The sequence below is a fragment of the Azospirillum sp. B21 genome (assembly GCF_008364825.1).
Lineage (GTDB): Bacteria > Pseudomonadota > Alphaproteobacteria > Azospirillales > Azospirillaceae > Azospirillum.
The window spans coordinates 226,377-240,571 of sequence record NZ_VTTO01000001.1 but is presented as its reverse complement, the minus strand read 5'-3'; the positions used below and the strand labels follow the sequence as shown (position 1 = coordinate 240,571).

The following is a 14,195-nucleotide window of genomic DNA, read 5'->3' as shown; positions in this document are numbered from 1 at the left end:
GCCGAAATCGAGAGGCGGCGGGCGTCTGAAACGCTTTCGTTATGACGTTGACGTAAACGTAATGTGCGCCTACTGTCAAGACCAGTCCTACGAACAATCCTGAGGGCACGCTTTCATGGTCGACGACATTCTGCAGGAACTGCGTAGCCGCAGCGGCGATCTGCGCTCGCTCAACGCCTCGGTCCGTTTCCTGCTGGGCAAGGAGGGCGAGGTGATCCGGGTCGATGGCCGCGCCAATCCGATCAGCATCAGCCGCGAGGATGCCGAATCCGACTGCACCATCCGCATCTCGCCGGAAAACCTGCAGAAGCTGATCAACGGCAAGCTGAACCCGATGCTGGCCTTCACCATGGGCAAGCTGAAGGTCGAGGGATCGATGAGCGTCGCGATGAAGCTGGCGCAGCTGCTGGACGACTGAGCGGCCGCAAGAGCCGCCGACCGCACCGAACCGGGAGGAAACACACATGACGACGATGCGCACCAAATGCGCCACCCTGTCCGCTGCCCTGATGGCGGCCGCGCTGCTGACCGGCCTGACGGGCACCGCCGCTGCCCAGGGGACGGCCCAGGGAACAGCACGGACGTTGAGCTATCAGATCCTGATGGGCGAGGATCCCATCGGCAACGAACAGGTGAAGATCGAACCGCAGGGCGACCGCACCAAGGTCACCGTCACCGCCACCACGCGGGTGAAGGTGCTGTTCATCAACTTCCGCTACGACCACAAGCGGGAGGAGCTGTGGAAGGGCGGCGTTCTGGAGTCGATGACCGCCACGACCGACGACGACGGTACGCCGCACAGGATCGAGATGGCGCGCGAGGCCGCCGGCTATCGCCTGACGGTGGACGGCAAGACCCAGCAGGCGCCAGCCGGCACCCTACCGCTGACCCTGTGGACTCCGCAGGTGCTGAAGCACACCCAGCTTCTATCGGTGATCGACGGCGCCCCCTACAAGGTCGCGGCGCGCAAGGTCGGGGCTGAGCCGGTGGAGGCCGGCGGCAAGGCCGTGGAGGCCGCTCACCACCGCATCGAAGGCGATGTCGAACGCGACCTGTGGTTCGCGGCGGACGGCACGCTGCTGAAGACGCGCTTCAAACGCAGCGGCTATGATATCACCTATGTCCTGAAGTGATCGCCGCCCATTGAGGACCCGATGCCCATTTTCCTGTTTCCCGACGAGCCTTTCTGGAACGAGGAGGCCGACGCCGTGGAGTTTCCGGTGCAGGTCGGGGAATATCTGGGCCGGGTCTTCGTCACCCGCCGCACCCTGCAGGGCATCGTCGGCCATACACCGAAGCCGGACGAGGCGGTTCAGCAGGTCTGCATGAACCGCGCCCTGTTCGAACGGGCGACCGAACAGCGCATCCTGGCGCGCGCGCTCGATCCCGATGCCAACATCCACCTGACCGGCCGCGACCTGCACCGCGCGGCCGGTTAGGGAGCGCTCCTCACCCCAGCCGGGCGTAGCGGCCGCGGAAATACAGCAGCGGGTCGCCGTCCTCGCGCGAGGTCAGCTTGCGCACGCGGCCCAGCACGATGACGTGGTCGCCGCCGTCCAGCAGATGCTCGCGGTCGCATTCCAGCGTCGCGAGGCAGCCGGTCAGCAGGCGCACGCCGCCGCGGCCGGTGGTGGTCTCCAGACCGGACCAGCGCTCCTGCAGATCGCGGCGGGAGAAGCGGTTGGACAGTTCCTCCTGGTCGGCAGCCAGGATGTTGACGGCGAAATGCGGCGCGACGTTGAAGGCTTCGAAGGACATCGCCGCCCGGCCGAGGCAGAACTGCACCAGCGGCGGATCCAGTGACACCGAGGAGAAGGAATTCACCGTGACCCCCAGCGGCAACCCGTCGGGGGCGATGGTGGTGATGACGGCGATCCCGGTGGCGAAGCAGCCGAGGGCGGAGCGGAACGCAAGCGGATCGATCGGCTGTTCGGTGGTCATGACGTCCTGTGATACGGGCCAAAGTGGAGGGGGCGGGCAGGGCAACCGCCGACGGCCTTGGAGCCGCCGAAGATGACACTCAAAGTAGGAGATACCGGGAATTAGTCCAGCGCGCCACCCGGCGCAAGCCGCATCTCGGCCGTGCGCAACGTCGTTAAACGGATCTTAATGAAACCCGGTCAGGGTTTTGCCGCAGCGGACGGCCGCTGCTTTCGTCGCGGCATCCATCGGGGGCCGCGCGCGAAAATGGGCCTTCGGGCCGCGAACCATTCGCCACGGCCAGGGCATGAGCGGGAATTCCGGCGGCAACGAGCGGCCGATCATCATCAAGAAGAAGAAGGGCGGGCACGGCGGCCACCATGGCGGCGCGTGGAAGGTTGCCTATGCCGACTTCGTGACCGCGATGATGGCCTTCTTCCTGCTGCTGTGGCTGCTGAACGTCACCACGTCCGACCAGCGCAAGGGCATCGCCGACTATTTCTCGCCCGTGTCGGTCAGCCGGGAACAGTCGGGCTCCGGCGGCATGCTGGGCGGCAAGACCATCACGGTGCCGGGTGCGCAGATCTCCCCCAGCTCGCCCATGTCGGCCGACGTGCCGGTGTCGGGACCGCCCGGCTATTCCTCGCAGCAGACCGAGGACGCCGACGACCCGACCGAGTCCGCGACCGGCCCCGGCCAGGGCACCGGTCCCGGCCGGTCTGGCACGGAGGCCGCCGCCAACGGCGCCGCAGCGGATGCGGATGTCGCCGACCAGAAGCCGAGCGAGACCCGCGCCGAATTCCAGAAGCGGATGGAGGAACTCGCCAGACAGTTGGGCATTCCCGGCCAGAAGCCCGGCGAGAAGCTGTCCGATTTCGGCGAGCGGGTGAAGGAGGCGATGGAGAGCCTGCAGGGTGCGGCCAAGGAGGCCCGCCAGTTCCAGCAGGCTGCGACCGAAATCCGTCAGGCCATCCAGTCGGTGCCGGAACTGGAGCCGCTGGCCCAGAACCTGATGATCGACCAGACGCCGGAAGGCCTGCGCATCCAGATCGTCGATCAGGACCGCGTGTCGATGTTCCCCGGCGGTTCCGGCCAGATGTATCCGCAGACCCGCCAGCTGGTGCAGCAGGTGGCCAAGGCCCTGTCCAAGCTGCCCAACAGGCTGTCGATCAGCGGCCATACCGACTCCACGCCCTTCCCTGCGGGGTCGGGCCGCGACAACTGGGATCTGTCGACGGAGCGGGCGAACGCCACCCGCCGCGCCCTATTGTCCGGCGGCATCGATCCGACGCGAATCCAGGACGTCGTCGGCAAGGCCGACCGCGACCCTCTCGTCGCCGACCAGCCCAACAGTCCGCGCAACCGGCGCATCACCATGGTGCTGCTGCGCGAAACCCAGGCGGCACCAGCCGCCGGGGGCCAGTCCGGGAATGCCGCCGCTCCCAATGCTGCGGCGGGCGCGACCAAAGCACGATAACACTTTCGCGCCATTGGTACTTTGGCGCTAATTTCCGAAAGCCTCTGCGTCCGAATTCTTGCTTTGTCATTGCGTCGCACAACGGCGCACGCGTTTGCCCTGTTCAAAGCGCGCGGCGATGGGTCATACTTCCTGCACAATGCGACATGGCCGGGGCGATGCCGCCCGGCCCGCGATGATCGGTCAGATACAAGCGCGGGGGAGTCTGTGAGCGTACCCGAGGGCAAACCGTCCGACCTTTTGTCATCCTACAATCCTGGCCTGTACTTCGACGAGTTGTTCGGAGCCATGGATTTGCCGGCCGAACATACGGCGCTGATCCGCCAAAGGCTGGCCGCACTCGACTTCGATGAACTGCGCCGCCGCGCGCAGGATGCGGAGCGGGAGCTTTACAATCTCGGCATCACCTTCATCGTCTATTCCGACAAGGACGCCGTCGACCGCATCCTGCCGTTCGACGTCATCCCGCGGGTGATCTCCGCGCCGGAATGGTCGCATCTGGAGGCCGGCGTCACGCAGCGGGTCGCCGCGCTGAACCTGTTCCTGCACGACATCTATCACGACCAGAAGATCCTGAAGGACGGTGTGATCCCACGGGATCTGGTCGAAGGGAACCATAATTTCCGCCCGCAGATGATCGGGCTGGACGTTCCCTTCAACACCTACATCCACATCATGGGCACCGATCTGGTGCGCGACCGCCATGGCACCTTCCGGGTGCTGGAGGACAATGGGCGCGTGCCGTCTGGCGTCTCCTACGTCGTTGAAAACCGCCACATGATGCAGCGGGTCTTCCCCGACCTGATGCAGGACATCGGCATCCGCCCGGTGGACAATTACGGCCACAAGCTGCTGGATGCGATGGTGGAGATCGCGCCGGTCGACGACCCCCAGGTGGTTCTGCTATCGCCGGGCACCTACAACTCCGCCTATTTCGAGCACATCTTCCTGGCGCGCGAGATGGGCGTTCCGCTGGTCGAGGGCCGGGACCTCGTGGTCGATAACGACCGCGTCTTCATGAAGACGACCAACGGTCTGGCCCCAGTCCATTCGATCTATCGCCGGCTGGACGACGCCTTCCTCGATCCCAAGGCCTTCAACCCCGACAGCCTGCTGGGCGTGCCCGGCATCCTGGAGGCCTACCGCAAGGGCAATGTCGCGCTGGCCAACGCCATCGGCACCGGTGTTGCCGACGACAAGGCGGTCTACTGCTATGTCCCGCGGATGATCAAATACTACCTGGACCAGGATCCGATCATCCCCAACGTCGACACCCGCATCTGCCGCGAGCCGGACGCCCTGCAATACACGCTGGACAATCTGGCCGATCTGGTGGTGAAGCCGGTGGGCGAGGCCGGCGGCTACGGCATCACCATCGGCCCGCGGGCCAGCAAGGCGGAACTGGAGGATTGCCGGACCAAGCTGCTGGCCGATCCGTCCAACTACATCAGCCAGCCGGTCGTCGACCTGTCGGTCTGCCCGACCGTCTGCGACGACGCCATCGAGCCGCGCCACGTCGATCTGCGGCCCTTCGCCATCACCGGCAAGAGCACCTGGGTCCTGCCCGGCGGCCTGTCGCGCGTGGCGTTGAAGAAGGGCACGCTGATCGTCAATTCGTCCCAGGGCGGCGGCTCCAAGGACACCTGGGTTCTGGAAGGTGGTGCGGCATGAACCTGCTGTCCCGTTACGCCGAGTGCATTTTCTGGATGGCCCGCTACATGGAGCGGGCCGAAAATCTGGCCCGCATCCTGGACGTGCACGAGACCTTCGCGCGCGACACCCGCGGGGCCACCAACTGGTTCTCCATCGTCCAGCTGAACGCCGACGAGAAGGACTTCTTCAGCCGCCACGACCGCCCGACGGCGGAGGCGGTGATCCACTATTACATGTTCGACCCGCAGAACCGGAATTCGCTGCTGTCGATGCTGCGGATGGCGCGGGAGAACGCGCGGACGCTGCGCCCCTGGATCTCGACGGAGATGTGGACGCAGATCAACGTCTTCCACAACAAGCTGCTGGAGATGTCGGTCAAGGACGTGGCGACGCAGAACCTGTCCAAGGTCTGCACCTGGATCAAGGAGGAATGCCAGACCCACACCGGCATCACCGAGGGCACCTTCTACCGCGACCAGGGCTGGTACTTCTACCAGATGGGCAAGTATATCGAGCGGGCCGACCAGACCACGCGCCTGCTCGACATCAAGTACCACACGCTGCTGCCCTCCCCGGTCGAGGTCGGGTCCACGCTGGACGTCAGCCAATGGACGACAGTCCTGCGCTGCACCGCCGGATACCACGCCTTCCGCCGCGTCTATCCCCGTGGCATGTCGCCGGCCACCGTCGCCGGCTTCATGCTGTTCAACGAGGGGTTCCCGCGGTCGGTGGTGATGTGCGTGCGGCAGATCGACGGGGTGCTGACGCGGATGCGCTCGCGCTACGACCTGCGCGGCGGGTCGGCGGCGATGGAGCGGGTGGACGAGCTGCTGGCGGCCCTGCTGTCCCGGCCGATCGACGCGGTGCTGCGCGACGGCCTGCACGAGTATCTCGACTGGATCCAGCTGCAATTGAGCGTCATCACCACCGAGATCGCTCAGGCCTTCTTTGGCGTCCAACCGCCTCTGGCGGTTCAGAGCCAGTCGCAGTAAGCTGCCGGTCCGGCGGAGGGGCGGCGACGCTCCTCCGTATCGTCCTCACTGTCGTGGTGGTTGTCGGTCAGAATGTCGGTCATCCAGCCGCCGCAGCGTCCCCTGCAGCAATTCTTCCGGTCGGGGCCCATGCCCTGCCCCTATCTGCCGGGGCGTGTGGAACGCAAGCTGTTCACGCGCCTGATCGGTCCCTACGCGACGGAGGTGAATTCCACCCTGTCGCGGGCCGGCTTCCGCCGCAGCCACGACATCGTCTATCGCCCGGTCTGCCCCAACTGCCAGGCCTGCGTGCCGGTGCGCGTACCAGTTGCGGAATTCGCGCCGTCGCGGTCGCAGCGGCGGGTGCTGAAACTGAACGCCGGGGTGACGCTGGCCGAGCGGCCGGCCTACGCCACGTCCGAGCAGTACCGGCTCTTCTCGCTCTACCAGAACTCCCGCCATGGCGATTCCGACATGGCCCGCATGGCGATGGGCGATTTCGCCGCCATGGTGGACGAGGGCAGGGCGGACACCAGCCTGCTGGAAGCCCGCGACGAGCGCGGCCAGCTGGTGGGCTGCATGCTGACCGACCGGCTGTCGGACGGTTATTCAGCAGTCTACAGCTTCTATGATGCGGCGCAGGACCGCCGCAGCCTCGGCACATTCATGATCCTCGGCCTGATCGAACGGGCCCGACTGGCCCGCATGCCCTATGTCTATCTCGGCTACTGGATCGCCCACAGCCGCAAGATGGCCTACAAGGCGAAGTTCCACCCGCTGGAATGCCTGGGCGAGGACGGCTGGCGCACCGCGGACATCCCGGCGGACGAGTGACACGGCTCCGGAGCCGGCGCATCCGGTCCGCACCGCAGCCGGCTCTACGGGTTTCTACGTAGCTCCAACGTAGCCCTTGCCGGTGAATGCCCGGAAAGGAATAGTCCCGTCCAATCCTATCTTTTGGTATACCCTCCGTCCGAGAGAGGGTTGCGACCTGCCGCGCCCATGCGGCTGCAACAAAAGCAAAAGGGGACGGCCAAGGCCGCGCCCCCTGCAACAGGGAGGTTTCTCCTTTGAGAGGTCTGCTCAAACTAAGCGGGCTGATCGATGCCGTGAACGAGGGCATCGGCAAGCTGGCATACTGGCTCGTGCTGGTCGCCGTCATCGTCAGCGCCGCCAATGCGGTCATCCGCTATGGGCTCAATACCAGCTCCAACGCCTGGTTGGAGCTGCAGTGGTATCTGTTCTCGGCCGTGTTCCTGCTGTGCGCCGGCTATACATTCCTGCGCAATGAACACATCCGCATCGACATCGTGATCGGCCGCTTCTCCAAACGGGTGCAGGCCTGGGTCGACATCTTCGGGATCCTGGTCTTCATGTTCCCGATGACGATCCTGATCATGGTGCTGTCCTGGCCGATGTTCCTGGACAGCTACATCACCCACGAGATGTCGAGCGATGCCGGCGGCCTGATCCGCTGGCCCGCGAAGATTCTGGTCCCGGTCGGCTTCTTCCTGCTCACCGCACAGGGTGTGTCGGAGCTGATCAAGCGTGTCGCCTATCTCACCGGCCATCGTGACGAGCCGGGCGAGAAGATGCACAGCCATTCCTAAGGACCGGGAGCGCCCCTGATGGTCGAGTTCGTAACCGCCAATATGGCGCCGCTGATGTTTGGCGCGCTGGTGCTTTTCCTGTTGATGGGTTTCCCGGTCGCCTTCGCGCTCGCCGCGAACGGCCTCGTGTTCGGTCTGATCGGCATCGAGCTGGGTCTGCTGACCCCGGCGCTGATGCAGGCTCTGCCGGAACGCGTGTTCGGCATCATGCGCAACGACACGCTGCTGGCCATTCCCTTCTTCACCTTCATGGGCCTGATCCTGGAACGCTCCGGCATGGCCGAGGATCTGCTCGACACCATCGGGCAGCTGTTCGGCCCGATCCGCGGCGGTCTGGCCTATGCGGTGATCTTCGTCGGCGCGCTGCTGGCGGCGACCACCGGCGTCGTCGCCGCGTCGGTGATCTCCATGGGCCTGATCTCGCTGCCGATCATGCTTCGCTACGGCTATGACCGCCGGATCGCGACCGGCGTCATCGCCGCGTCGGGCACGCTGGCCCAGATCATCCCGCCGTCGCTGGTGCTGATCGTGCTGGCCGACCAGCTCGGTCGGTCGGTCGGCGACATGTATGCCGGCGCGCTGGTCCCCGGCCTCGTGCTGACCGGCCTTTACACCGGCTACATTCTGCTCACCAGCATCATCCGCCCGTCGGCGGTGCCGGCCCTGCCGCCGGAGGCCCGCACGCTGCGTGGCTTCCAGCTGCTTCTCCGCGTCATCACCTCGCTGGTGCCGCCGCTGGTGCTGATCTTCCTGGTGCTGGGCACCATCTTCCTCGGAATCGCCACCCCGACGGAGGGCGGTGCCATGGGTGCCGCCGGCGCCATCCTGCTGGCTCTGGCCAAGCGCCAGCTCAGCTGGGGCCTGATGCGCCAGGCGATGGACTCCACGGCCAAGCTGTCGTCCTTCGTGGTGTTCATCCTGATCGGTTCGACCGTGTTCGGTCTGGTCTTCCGTGCCGTCAACGGCGACCTCTGGGTCGAACATCTGATGACCAGCCTGCCGGGCGGCCAGTTGGGCTTCCTGATCGTCTGTAACATCCTGATCTTCGTCCTGGCTTTCTTCCTCGATTTCTTCGAGCTGGCCTTCATCATCGTCCCCCTGCTGGGGCCGGTGGCGGACAAGCTGGGCATCGACCTGATCTGGTTCGGCGTGCTGCTGGGCGTCAACATGCAGACCAGCTTCATGCACCCGCCCTTCGGTTTCGCCCTGTTCTTCCTGCGGTCAGTGGCGCCGAAGACGGACTACATAGACAAGATAACCGGGCAGAAGATCGCGAGGATCACCACCGGCCAGATCTATTGGGGTGCGGTGCCCTTCGTAGTCATCCAGCTCATCATGGTCGCTCTCGTCATCTCCTTCCCGCAGATGGTGGATGCCGGCCGCGACAAGGGCCCGGCGATCAACTTGGACGATGTGAAGATCGAGATTCCGGCCTTCGACAACCAGGACGTGGCTCCGCCCTTCGGCGCTCCTGCCGAGCCGGAGAACAATCAGGCCGACGACATCATGAAGCAGCTTCAGGGCAAGTGACGGCGATAGCCTGAATGGAAACCTGAACGAAAATGGGGGCCGGTTCGTCCGGCCCCCATTTTATTTGTGCGTTTCCAGCGGGAAAGGGTCAGCGAAAGAGATCAGCGGGGTTGGGTGGCCCCGGTCCAGTTGGTCGGCGCCGTGCCGCCGCTTGCGAGGGGAGCCCCATAGCCCGGACCGCCGCCAAGCGACATCATGCGGTCGCTGACGCCGCTGGGCGGCAGGGCCGCGAACTGCTCCACCGTCATACCAGTGAGAATCACGGCCTGACGGTTGTGGGCGTAGCGCAGGTTTTCACTGTTGACCGTCACCTTGTGCTCTGTCGGGTAGCGGGGAGCCCCGACGGTGACGATCGCCTGCTCCACCCGGTTCGTCGGCCCGATCACCAGATCGGAGACATTGCCCAGGATGCGCCGACCGTCCGGCGTCTGCACGGTCAGGCCGACCAGCTCGATCGGCGGTCTGGTCGCAACCTCCGCCGAGGGAACGCCGCCCATGTCGGAGGAACCGGCGCAGGCGCCCAGCGCCAATGCCGACAGGAGAGGCACCGACAGGAGGAAGTGGCGCGGTCGGAAGGAATGGCGGCGTTGGTCCATCGGTTCTTGGCCCTTCTTCTGGCGGCGCGCCTTCAAAGGGCGCAGGTGTGTCCGCCAGTGCAACAGCGCAAGCCGTGCCGGAGGTCCCGCGCGCCGATGGGGTGACCCCATCGCCCGCGGGCGCCCTCCGTCCGGACAGGTCAGGTGAAGATGAAGTCCTGGCCGGCGCTGAGCCCGATCTGATCGACCGTCAGCGACGAGCCGTCGGTGAAGGCGAAGGTCGTGGCCGAACCGCTGCTGGTCATCCCCATCTCCCAGGCGCGATAGCCATGGAACTCGATCTGGTCGATGCCCTTCTCGAAGTAATTGATCGTATCGGTGCCGAAGCCGCCGGTCGCCTGTTCGATCAGGAAGCGGTCGACCAGACCGTCGGTGTAGCTGACCATGCTGTCGTTGCCGGTGCCCGGCTGGAACAGGTCGGCGCCGCCGTCACGGTAGCTGTCGTACAACATGTCGTTGCCGCTGCCGCCGATCATGGTGTCGTTGCCGCGCATGCCCTTGACGATGTCGTCGCCGGTGCCGCCATTCAGCCAGTCGTTGCCCTCGCCACCGAACAACTGGTCGTTGCCGGCATCGCCCCACATCGAGTCATTCCCTGGCTCGTTCCCATAGGGATCGCCGAGCCAATCGTTGCCGTCGCCGCCATAGAACTTGTCGTTGCCCAGCCCGCCGATCAGCGAGTCGTTTCCGCGTTCGCCATACAGCAGATCGTTCCCGCCGGCGCCGTTGATACGGTCGTCCCCGTCCAGACCGTCGAGACGGTCGTCAGTTGCGGTGCCGGTCATGGTGTCGTTGTTCGAAGTCCCCCAGAACTGGCGCATGGCGTCTCTCCATCAGTGCCGTTAACGTGCTGTTAACGATTAACCAGATGTTAACCATGGGTCCGGGGCGGTCGAAAAGCGATAAAGGAGCAATACAAAGGGGATTTGAGGAAATGACACAGATGTTCATACATTGATTAAATCATCGGTCCATTATGTTTCTTATTTCGATGCATTTGTGACTGACTGCGGGTTGTTGTTGAGACAGAAAGCGGGTTTTCTCTCCCATATGGACAGGCTTCCGCTTGCAAAAGGACACCGTTCGTCGGGCCGAAGGGCCTGTTGCGCAAAGGAATGCCCTATGCCCCGGTCGGAAGACAGTGACGGAGCAGATCGTCCGAAAGAGGTTCGGCGGCGCAAACGCGCCATCCGTTGACCGAGATTGTGAAGCCGGCGGCCGGGCAAAAAATAACCGGGCGTTCATAGGAACGCCCGGCGCAGTCATATACAGGGAGGGTTAGAGACAAGAGAGTTTCTATACCCTTCGGCTGGGGCGTAGCGTTGATGTGGATCAACGATCGATCGCAAACCCTCACCGCGGTGGCAGCGACTCGTCTCCCGTCCGACCCTCTCAGCCGTGGCTGTGCGAATGCCCGCCATAGAGGATGGCCGGATCGGTCTCGACCTCCTGGATGGTCTCCAGCCGCCCGTCGCGCCAGGCGCGATAGAAGCAGCTGCGCCGTCCGGTGTGGCAGGCGACGCCGTCCTGCTCCACGATCAGCAGCAGGGTATCGCCATCGCAGTCGACCCGGAAATCAATCAGCCGCTGCACCTGACCCGAGGTCTCCCCCTTGCGCCACAGCCCGCCGCGCGAGCGCGACCAGTAGCAGACGCGGCCGGTCGCCAAAGTCTCGACCACCGCATCGCGGTTCATCCAGGCCATCATCAGGATCTCGCCGGTGCCGTCCGCCTGGGCGATGGCGGGCACCAGCCCGTCGGCGGTGAAGCGGATGGCGGCCAGAACATCTTCGAACGGGGCCGAATCAAGAGACGGTGTGTCCGTCATGGCAAGTCACTCCTCACAGGTCCGCCGGCCGCTTACAGGGCGGCGGACATCCGGCGGAAGCCGGCGTCCAGGTCGCGGATCAGATCATCGGCGCTTTCCAGCCCGGCATGCAGGCGCAGGACCTGCCCCGGATCGGTCCAGCGGGTGGCGGAGCGCACGGCGGCAGGCCGGGTCGGCAGGATCAGGCTTTCGAAGCCGCCCCAGCTGTAGCCCATGCCGAACAGCTCCATCCCGTCCAGCATCGCCGCCAGCGCCTTGCGCGGGACCTGGTTGATGACGATGGAGAACAGGCCGCTCGACCCGGTGAAGTCGCGCTTCCACAGGGTATGGCCGGGAAAGTCGGGACGGGCGGGGTGCAGAACGCGCGTCACCTCCGGCCGGGCCGACAGCCAGTCGGCGAGCGCCAGCGCACTTTCCTGATGCTGGCGCATGCGCACCGCCAGCGTCCTCAGGCCGCGCAGGCCGAGATAGAGGTCGTCCGGGCCGCCGCAGATGCCGAAGCGGGTCGCCGCCTTCTTCACCGCGGTCCAGCTCGCCTCGTCGCGGCAGGTGACGACACCCAGCATCGCATCGGCATGGCCCACCATGTATTTGGTCGCGGCATGGATGGACACGTCGACGCCATGGTCGAACGGGCGGAAGAACAGCGGGGTGGCCCAGGTGTTGTCGATCATCACCGTGGCGCCGGCCTTCTTCGCCGCCACGGCGATGGCCGGCACGTCCTGCACCTCGAAGGTCAGCGATCCCGGCGATTCGAGGAAGACCACGCTGGTGTTGGGCCGCAGCAGCGCGTCGATGCCGGCGCCGATGCAGGGATCGTAGAATTCCACCTCGACGCCGTAGGGGGCCAGCGTCTCCTTGGCGAAGCGGCGCGTCGGGCCATAGGCGCTGTCGGTGATCAGCACATGGTCGCCGGCCTTGGTGAAGGCCGACAGGGCGACCGCGATGGCGGCAAGCCCGGAGCCGGTGTTCACCGCCTTGAATCCGCCCTCAAGCGCCGCCGCGGCCTCTTCGAAGGCGAAGGTCGTGGGCGTACCCATGCGGCCGTAATGCACGCCTTCCAGCGTGTTGCGGTCGCTTTCCTCCAGCGCGTCGAGGGTCGGGAACAGCACGGTCGAACAGTGATAGACCGGCGGATTGACGATGCCGTGGTTGTTCCGCGGATCGCGGCCGGCGTGAACGAGAATCGTGTCCTGCGTGACGTCCTTCATCGACTGTCCGTTTGGCTGGAGCGGTAGCCCGGTCCGCTTTGAGTCGCCCATCGGTGAGGTAGCCTCCCCGGGGCAAAGGCGGCACGGCCGAACATTGTGTCATCCCGGAAGCCCTGCGGCCATCACCGATTGTGCCGGGGAGGCCGCCGGCCGTCGGGATCTTCTGGTAACACCACCAATGCACGGAGGATTCGACAAGTCGGATCAAGTTGATGCACTCTTGATCCACGCGCATGGCTGCGTCGCGATCCCCACAGGGTCGGCCTTGGTGCCGGCTTGTCGGGAGCAAACGGCCGGCGTCGTCAGGCGCGTCGTCAGACCGCTCAAATGCGAAGAACGCAAGAACAGGGTGGAGTTCATAATATGAAGTCAGGGTTCCTGGCCGCCGCCGCAGCGGCCGTGGTCGTTTCCGCCAGTGTCGCCGCCGGTGCTGCGACGCTCGACACCGTCAAGCAGCGCGGCTTCGTTCAGTGCGGCGTGAACGCCGGTCTGCCGGGCTTCGGCAACCCCGACAGCGCCGGCAACTGGACCGGCCTCGACGTCGACTATTGCCGTGCCGTCGCCGTCGCCATCTTCAACGACCCGAACAAGGTCAAGTTCACCCCGCTGTCGGCCCAGCAGCGCTTCCCGGCCATCCAGTCCGGCGAAGTCGACCTGCTGTCGCGCAACACGACCGCCACGCTGACCCGCGATACCTCCGTCGGCCTGAACTTCGCCCCCGTCACCTATTATGACGGCCAGGGCTTCATGGTTCCGAAGAAGCTGGGCGTGAAGAGCGCCAAGGAGCTGAACGGCGCCACCGTCTGCGTCCAGTCCGGCACCACGACCGAACTGAACCTGGCTGACTATTTCCGCGCCAACGGCATGAGCTACAACCCCGTCGTCATCGAATCGAACGACGAGGTCAACGCCGCCTACTTCGCCGGCCGCTGCGACGTGCTGACCACCGACGTGTCCGGTCTGGCCGGTACCCGCGCCGGTGTCGCCCCGGTTCCGGACGACCACGTCATCCTGCCGGAAGTCATCTCCAAGGAGCCGCTGGCCCCGGCCGTGCGCCATGGCGACGACCAGTGGTCCGACATCGTCAAGTGGACGGTCTTCGCGACCATCCAGGCCGAGGAATTCGGCATCACCTCCAAGAACATCGACGAGTTCACCAACTCCAAGAACCCGGACGTCCAGCGCTATCTCGGCACCACGCCGGGCATGGGCAAGGCTCTGGGCCTGGACGAGAAGTGGGCCTACAACGTCGTGAAGAAGGTCGGCAACTACGGCGAGATCTTCGACCGCAACGTCGGTCCGGGCACCCCGCTCAAGCTGGAGCGCGGCTTGAACGCCCTGTGGACCAAGGGCGGCCTGATGTACGCCCAGCCGTTCCGGTAAGACACGGCACCGTTTGA

15 protein-coding genes are annotated in these 14,195 nt (G+C 65.2%); 10 read left to right on the top strand and 5 right to left on the bottom strand.

Annotation, left to right across the window (positions count from 1 at the left end):
* Nucleotides 1-115: 115 nt before the first annotated feature.
* From FZ983_RS01145 to FZ983_RS01135, 3 genes are read left to right on the top strand one after another with little or no spacing between them, the layout of a single operon-like run.
* Entirely contained in the window at nucleotides 116-418 is a 303-nt protein-coding gene (locus FZ983_RS01145) for an SCP2 sterol-binding domain-containing protein (protein WP_149221808.1), read from the top strand.
* A 46-nt stretch (nucleotides 419-464) separates the two neighbouring features.
* A complete protein-coding gene (locus FZ983_RS01140; RefSeq protein ID WP_149221807.1) occupies nucleotides 465-1,133 on the top strand; it encodes a DUF6134 family protein in 669 nt (222 codons plus the stop codon).
* A gap of 21 nt (nucleotides 1,134-1,154) precedes the next feature.
* Entirely contained in the window at nucleotides 1,155-1,439 is a 285-nt protein-coding gene (locus tag FZ983_RS01135) for a DUF1488 domain-containing protein (RefSeq protein WP_149221806.1), read from the top strand.
* 10 nt (nucleotides 1,440-1,449) lie between these two features.
* Here the strand turns inward: FZ983_RS01135 and FZ983_RS01130 are convergent, their stop codons facing one another.
* Nucleotides 1,450-1,941 (bottom strand): flavin reductase family protein, encoded by a 492-nt coding sequence (locus tag FZ983_RS01130; protein ID WP_149221805.1) that lies wholly within the window; start codon nucleotides 1,939-1,941, stop codon nucleotides 1,450-1,452.
* 286 nt (nucleotides 1,942-2,227) lie between these two features.
* Between FZ983_RS01130 and FZ983_RS01125 the strand changes: the two genes are divergently transcribed.
* From FZ983_RS01125 to FZ983_RS01100, 6 genes are all read left to right on the top strand, one after another.
* Nucleotides 2,228-3,397 (top strand): flagellar motor protein MotB, encoded by a 1,170-nt coding sequence (locus FZ983_RS01125; RefSeq protein WP_149221804.1) that lies wholly within the window; start codon nucleotides 2,228-2,230, stop codon nucleotides 3,395-3,397.
* Between the two features lie 288 nt (nucleotides 3,398-3,685).
* Nucleotides 3,686-5,068, top strand: coding sequence for a circularly permuted type 2 ATP-grasp protein (locus FZ983_RS01120; protein WP_247883573.1), 1,383 nt, complete (start codon nucleotides 3,686-3,688; stop codon nucleotides 5,066-5,068).
* Complete coding sequence (locus tag FZ983_RS01115; protein WP_149221803.1) at nucleotides 5,065-6,042, top strand: alpha-E domain-containing protein; 978 nt, start codon at nucleotides 5,065-5,067, stop codon at nucleotides 6,040-6,042. Before FZ983_RS01120 ends, FZ983_RS01115 begins: the two co-directional genes overlap by 4 nt.
* A 72-nt stretch (nucleotides 6,043-6,114) precedes the next feature.
* Nucleotides 6,115-6,855 (top strand): arginyltransferase, encoded by a 741-nt coding sequence (locus FZ983_RS01110; RefSeq protein WP_149221802.1) that lies wholly within the window; start codon nucleotides 6,115-6,117, stop codon nucleotides 6,853-6,855.
* Between the two features lie 236 nt (nucleotides 6,856-7,091).
* On the top strand, nucleotides 7,092-7,631 hold the full coding sequence (locus tag FZ983_RS01105) for a TRAP transporter small permease subunit (protein ID WP_149221801.1): 540 nt from the start codon (nucleotides 7,092-7,094) through the stop codon (nucleotides 7,629-7,631).
* Between the two features lie 18 nt (nucleotides 7,632-7,649).
* The gene (locus FZ983_RS01100; protein ID WP_149221800.1) at nucleotides 7,650-9,161 is read left to right on the top strand and encodes a TRAP transporter large permease subunit; all 1,512 of its coding nucleotides are present in this window, start codon (nucleotides 7,650-7,652) and stop codon (nucleotides 9,159-9,161) included.
* A gap of 101 nt (nucleotides 9,162-9,262) precedes the next feature.
* Here FZ983_RS01100 and FZ983_RS01095 read toward each other — a convergent pair whose 3' ends face one another.
* The 4 genes from FZ983_RS01095 to metC all read right to left on the bottom strand — a co-directional run bounded on the left by FZ983_RS01095 (nucleotide 9,263) and on the right by metC (nucleotide 12,795).
* Entirely contained in the window at nucleotides 9,263-9,757 is a 495-nt protein-coding gene (locus tag FZ983_RS01095) for a PRC-barrel domain-containing protein (RefSeq protein WP_149221799.1), read from the bottom strand.
* Nucleotides 9,758-9,897: 140 nt separating this feature from the next.
* Complete coding sequence (locus FZ983_RS01090; protein WP_149221798.1) at nucleotides 9,898-10,578, bottom strand: calcium-binding protein; 681 nt, start codon at nucleotides 10,576-10,578, stop codon at nucleotides 9,898-9,900.
* Nucleotides 10,579-11,149: 571 nt separating this feature from the next.
* Complete coding sequence (gene hisI, locus FZ983_RS01085; protein WP_149221797.1) at nucleotides 11,150-11,584, bottom strand: phosphoribosyl-AMP cyclohydrolase; 435 nt, start codon at nucleotides 11,582-11,584, stop codon at nucleotides 11,150-11,152.
* A 32-nt stretch (nucleotides 11,585-11,616) separates the two neighbouring features.
* Nucleotides 11,617-12,795: a cystathionine beta-lyase gene (gene metC / locus FZ983_RS01080; protein WP_149221796.1), complete on the bottom strand. Its 1,179-nt coding sequence runs from the start codon at nucleotides 12,793-12,795 to the stop codon at nucleotides 11,617-11,619.
* A gap of 363 nt (nucleotides 12,796-13,158) precedes the next feature.
* Between metC and FZ983_RS01075 the strand changes: the two genes are divergently transcribed.
* Nucleotides 13,159-14,178, top strand: a complete 1,020-nt coding sequence (locus FZ983_RS01075) for an amino acid ABC transporter substrate-binding protein (RefSeq protein WP_149221795.1) — start codon at nucleotides 13,159-13,161, stop codon at nucleotides 14,176-14,178.
* The last annotated feature ends 17 nt before the right edge of the window (nucleotides 14,179-14,195 follow it).

Excerpts from the sequence above, each read along its gene's own strand:
- FZ983_RS01145 (WP_149221808.1), top strand. The coding sequence starts at position 116 with ATGGTCGACGACATTCTGCAGGAACTGCGTAGCCGCAGCGGCGATCTG.
- FZ983_RS01140 (WP_149221807.1), top strand. The coding sequence starts at position 465 with ATGACGACGATGCGCACCAAATGCGCCACCCTGTCCGCTGCCCTGATG.
- FZ983_RS01135 (WP_149221806.1), top strand. The coding sequence starts at position 1,155 with ATGCCCATTTTCCTGTTTCCCGACGAGCCTTTCTGGAACGAGGAGGCC.
- FZ983_RS01130 (WP_149221805.1), bottom strand. The coding sequence starts at position 1,941 with ATGACCACCGAACAGCCGATCGATCCGCTTGCGTTCCGCTCCGCCCTC.
- FZ983_RS01125 (WP_149221804.1), top strand. The coding sequence starts at position 2,228 with ATGAGCGGGAATTCCGGCGGCAACGAGCGGCCGATCATCATCAAGAAG.
- FZ983_RS01120 (WP_247883573.1), top strand. The coding sequence starts at position 3,686 with ATGGATTTGCCGGCCGAACATACGGCGCTGATCCGCCAAAGGCTGGCC.
- FZ983_RS01115 (WP_149221803.1), top strand. The coding sequence starts at position 5,065 with ATGAACCTGCTGTCCCGTTACGCCGAGTGCATTTTCTGGATGGCCCGC.
- FZ983_RS01110 (WP_149221802.1), top strand. The coding sequence starts at position 6,115 with ATGTCGGTCATCCAGCCGCCGCAGCGTCCCCTGCAGCAATTCTTCCGG.
- FZ983_RS01100 (WP_149221800.1), top strand. The coding sequence starts at position 7,650 with ATGGTCGAGTTCGTAACCGCCAATATGGCGCCGCTGATGTTTGGCGCG.
- FZ983_RS01095 (WP_149221799.1), bottom strand. The coding sequence starts at position 9,757 with ATGGACCAACGCCGCCATTCCTTCCGACCGCGCCACTTCCTCCTGTCG.
- FZ983_RS01090 (WP_149221798.1), bottom strand. The coding sequence starts at position 10,578 with ATGCGCCAGTTCTGGGGGACTTCGAACAACGACACCATGACCGGCACC.
- hisI (WP_149221797.1), bottom strand. The coding sequence starts at position 11,584 with ATGACGGACACACCGTCTCTTGATTCGGCCCCGTTCGAAGATGTTCTG.
- metC (WP_149221796.1), bottom strand. The coding sequence starts at position 12,795 with ATGAAGGACGTCACGCAGGACACGATTCTCGTTCACGCCGGCCGCGAT.
- FZ983_RS01075 (WP_149221795.1), top strand. The coding sequence starts at position 13,159 with ATGAAGTCAGGGTTCCTGGCCGCCGCCGCAGCGGCCGTGGTCGTTTCC.